Consider the following 4556-nt stretch of genomic DNA (forward strand, 5'->3'; position numbering starts at 1 on the left):
GAAGCGCAAGTGCTCGCGTCCCGAGTCGGACAGGTCGTTCTGGTCGTTCAGGCATCGACCACACCGCGCAGCGTCGTCCTGCAGGCGTTCGCGGCGGTGGAGCAGTGCCCCGTTGTGATGTCCGTGCTGAACAAGGCGCATGAAACGGCGACGACTGTCGGCTACGGTCGCTACTACGGCTGACTGATCCGAAGACCCTGTTTGCTGAACGAAGCGGAGCATCAATGAAATCAGATGCGATGAGGCAGCCAACCCGATCGGCGCAACGGTGCCGGCGCAGCGCGTTGGTTCGGTTGGCGGGCATCTCATTGGGCGTGTTGCTGAGCGCCTGCGGGGGCGGTTCGGAGGAGCAAGAACGCCGGTCCACGAGGACCGCGATTGCGGCACCGGCAGCCGAGGCCAGCAGCCCTGCGTCGCTCAAGGCGCCGCCGAAGCGGCGGGTGTCGTCCTTTCGGCGCGAGGGCGTCACGGCAATCGTGGTGGCACCGGACGGCAAGACGATCGGCGTCGCGACTGTGGACGGAAGGCTCCGCGTGCTGGACGCGTCGAACGAGCGCGAGATCAGGGTGCTCAAGGCACAAAAAGGTGCTGTTGCGGCCGGCCTTGCCTACAGCGCCAATGGCCGTTACCTCGTCACCGCCGGCAGAGACAGCGTTGCTGAAGCCTGGAGCGTCGAGACAGGGGAGCGCCGGTTTGCGCTTCACGGCCATGCGCAAGCGTTGCGGTCCGTCTCCGCGAGTGCGGACGGCTCCGTCATTGCAACCGGCGCGGAAGAGACCCGCGTCATGCTGTGGGACGGCATCACCGGCCGGCTCATGCGCGTGTTGAACGGCCACTCCGATTTCGTGAACACGGTGAGCGTCAGCCCGGACGGGCGCTGGCTCGCAAGCGGCGACGCGAACGCCCGCATCCTGCTCTGGGAAATCGCCACGGGGAAGCTGCTCCACACGCTGCTCGGCCACGCTGGCGAAATCAACGCCGTGGCGTTCAGCACAAATGGAAAGCTGCTCGCCAGTGCGGCTCAGGACGGCAAGGTGTTCCTCTGGGACCCGGCCGCCGGCCGGCAGGTGCACGCGTTGGAAGGCCACGGCACGCCGGTGCGCAGTCTCGCGTTCAACCGCGACGGTGGGCTGCTCGCCGGGGGTGAGTCGGGCGGCAAGGTCATGGTGTGGGACATGAAGACACGCAGGGTGTCGCAGGACATCGCGGGTTCGAACAGCACGGTCAACGCAGTGGCGTTCGATGCAGGCGTCGACAACCAGTTGTTCGTGGGAAACGAGGAGAGCCGCGTGCGTTCGTGGGACATACCGCGCAGTACGGACCGTTAGCGGGCTGCCTCGCAATAGCGGGGCTTCCTTCAACTGATGTGATCACCGGGTTCACAGGTAGCTGAAGCCGGGCAAGTGCTCTGCAGATTTTCGGGGAGTTCGATGTCACAAGTGTGTTTGTTGCGGGCCAAGGCAGTCGCGCTCCTGCTCGTGTTGGTCGCATTGCTTGCCTTGATGATCAGCGTTTCGCCGACGGCACGGGCAGTCGGAGACCCTGCGCAAGGACCGGGTGGCCCGATTCTCGTCGTCACGTCCGCGTCGTCGGCGTTCGGTGAGTACTACGCCGAGATCCTGCGCACCGAAGGCCTCAATTCCTTTGCGGTGATGGACATCGGGGCGGTGTCGCCCGACACCCTGGCCGCGCACGACGTGGTGGTGCTCGACAAGATGCCACTCAGTTCGGCGCAAGTTTCGATGTTCGGCAACTGGGTCAATGGTGGCGGAAACCTGATCGCCATGGCGCCCGATGCCCAACTCGCCGGCCTGCTCGGAATCACCCCGGTCGGGACCACGCTGTCCAATGGTTACCTGCTGATCGATACCTCGGCGAGCCCGGGTCAGGGCCTCGTGGACCAGACGATCCAGTTCCACGGCGTGGCAGACCGCTACGACGTCATCGACGCGACGCCGCTCGCAACCCTCTACAGCACCGCGAACGCCACCACCGCGAATCCGGCCGTCACCTTGCGTAGCGTGGGTTCCGGCAAGGCGGCAGCCTTCATGTACGACCTGGCAGCGTCGATCGTCTACACGCGCCAGGGCAATCCGGCCTGGGCCACCCAGGAGCGCGACGGGTTTGCGCCGACAAGGTCGAACGACAAGTTCTTCGGCGACGCTGCCGGCGACGTGCAGCCGGATTGGATCGACCTGAACAAGGTGGCGATTCCGCAGGCTGACGAGCAGCAGCGGCTGTTGGTCAACCTGATCCTCGAGATGAATTCGGGCAAGAAGCCTTTGCCGCGTTTTTGGTACTTCCCGAACGGAAAGAAGGCGGTGGTCATCATGACCGGCGACGATCATGCCAACGGCGGCACGATCGGGCGTTTCAATCAGTTCAAGTCGCTCAGTCCCGCAGGGTGCTCTGTCGCTGACTGGGAATGCCTGCGTGGAACATCGTATGTTTACGCCGCCACACCCATATCCGACCTGGAAGCGGGAGCGTTCGCAAGCGAGGGTTTCGAGGTCGGCTTGCATATCAACACGGGCTGCGCCGACTTCGACTTGAAGTCTCTTCAGTCGATGTATGACCAGCAGGTGCCCGAGTTCCTGGGCAAGTACACCAGCGTCGGGCCACTCCTGACCCAGCGGCACCATTGCATCGTGTGGAGCGACTGGAGTTCCGGCGCCCAAGTGCAACGCAGCCACGGGATGCGCCTGGACACGTCGTACTCCTACTGGCCTGCGAGCTGGGTCGGTAACGTCCCGGGCCTGTTCACAGGGTCGGCCATGCCGATGCGGTTCGCAAAACTCGACGGCAGCCTGGTCGACGTCTACATGGCGGCCACGCAGATGACGGACGAATCGGGGCAGACCTACCCTTTTACCGTCGACACGCTGCTGGATCGTGCCCTGGGCCCCGAGGGCTACTACGGCGCGTACACCGTGAATGCGCATACCGATGTGGCGACGTCGGCGATGTCGGACGCGGTGGTGAATTCCGCGCTGGCACGCGGTGTGCCGATCGTGTCCGCCAAGCAGATGCTGACATGGCTCGACGCTCGCAATTCATCGTCCTTCGGCGCGCTGAGCTACAGCTCGGGCGCATTGACATTCACCGTCACCAAAGATCCCGCCGCCCGGGGGCTGCAGGGCATGCTGCCCACGCGTATGGGCGCCGGGGTGCTGAGCGGCATCACTCGCGGCAGCGGCGCGGTGAGTTACACGATCAGCGGCATCAAGGGGGTCGAATACGCGTTCTTCGCGGCGGACGCAGGAACGTACGTCGCGACCTATGGCGCCGACGCCGCAGGACCCGCCGTGTCGACGGTGACCCCCGCATCCGGTGCTGCTGGAGTCAGCGTCAGCGCGAAGGTGACAGCGACCTTCTCCGAAGCAATGATCGCTTCGACGATCAATGCCAGCAGTTTCGAGCTGCGAAACTCGGCGAACGCATTGATCGGCGCCACGGTCTCGTACGATGCCGGCACGCGCAGAGCGACGTTGGCGCCCCTCAGCGCGCTTGCGGCGTCTGAAACCTATACCGCGACGGTGCGCGGCGGTGCAGCAGGCCCCCGCGTCACCGATGCGGCGGGAAATGCACTGGCGGCAAACGTTTCCTGGAGTTTCACGACCGGAACGCCGCCAGCGCTAGCGCCAACGCCAGCGGCAACGCCACTGGCGGCAGCGGCAGTGGCGGAAGGAGGCTGTCCGTGCAACGCCTTCGACGGCTCGGCGACACCGGCCAATCCTGCGTTCCCCGAATCCGATCCGATCGAACTCGGCGTGAAGTTCAGGACAAGCACCGACGGCTTCATCACCGGCGTGAGGTTCTACAAGGGCTCGGGCAACAGCGGCACGCACATCGGCAATCTGTGGAGCGCCAGCGGCGCACTGCTGGCGTCGGCCCCCTTCACCAGCGAGTCGGCCACCGGCTGGCAGCAGGTGGAATTCGCCAACCCGGTGCCCGTCACGGCGAACACGGTGTACGTGGCGTCGTACTTCGCGCCCAACGGACGCTACGCCGTCGATGTCAACTTCTTCGCCGCGGCAGGAGTGACCAACGGTCCGGTCGAGTTGCTGCGCAATGGCGTCAGCGGTGGCAACGGCGTGTTCCGCTACGGTACGGCCAGCGCGTTCCCGAGCTCCTCGTTCAACGCCTCGAACTACTGGGTCGACGTCGCATTCACCAGCGTCGGTCCGACCGACGGCACGGCGCCCACGGTGACCGGGAGGTCACCGCCGGCCGGTGCGGTTGACGTGGGCACGGCGACGGCTGTGACGGTGACGTTCAGCGAAGCGCTCGATGCGGCTACGGTCAACGCATCGACTCTCGAGCTGCGCAATGCGGCCAATGCGCTGGTGGCATCGACCGTGTCGTACAACGCGACGAACCGCACAGCGACGCTGACACCGAGCGCCGCGCTGGCCGTGTCATCGACCTATACCGCCACCGTCAGGGGAGGAGCGAGCGATCCGCGGATCAAAGACCTCGCGGGCAATGCGCTGGCGGCGAATGCCTCTTGGAGTTTCACGACCGCAGCACCGCCGCAAGGAGGCTGTCCGTGCAAC

Annotated in this window: 2 protein-coding genes and 1 pseudogene; all 3 read left to right on the plus strand. The window is 65.2% G+C overall.

Annotated elements, in window-relative coordinates; all coding sequences use genetic code 11:
- Nucleotides 1-183, plus strand: a pseudogene (locus H0W38_RS17075) (chromosome partitioning ATPase); the annotation flags it as partial.
- A 131-nt stretch (nt 184-314) separates the two neighbouring features.
- Nucleotides 315-1328: a WD40 repeat domain-containing protein gene (locus H0W38_RS17080; RefSeq protein WP_292456266.1), complete on the plus strand. Its 1014-nt coding sequence runs from the start codon at nt 315-317 to the stop codon at nt 1326-1328.
- A gap of 369 nt (nt 1329-1697) precedes the next feature.
- Nucleotides 1698-4556, plus strand: a 2859-nt coding sequence (locus H0W38_RS17085; protein ID WP_292456262.1) for a DUF4082 domain-containing protein, incomplete at its 3' end; no start/stop codon positions are given.

The sequence above is a fragment of the Methylibium sp. genome, from assembly GCF_013817365.1.
Taxonomy (GTDB): domain Bacteria; phylum Pseudomonadota; class Gammaproteobacteria; order Burkholderiales; family Burkholderiaceae_C; genus Methylibium.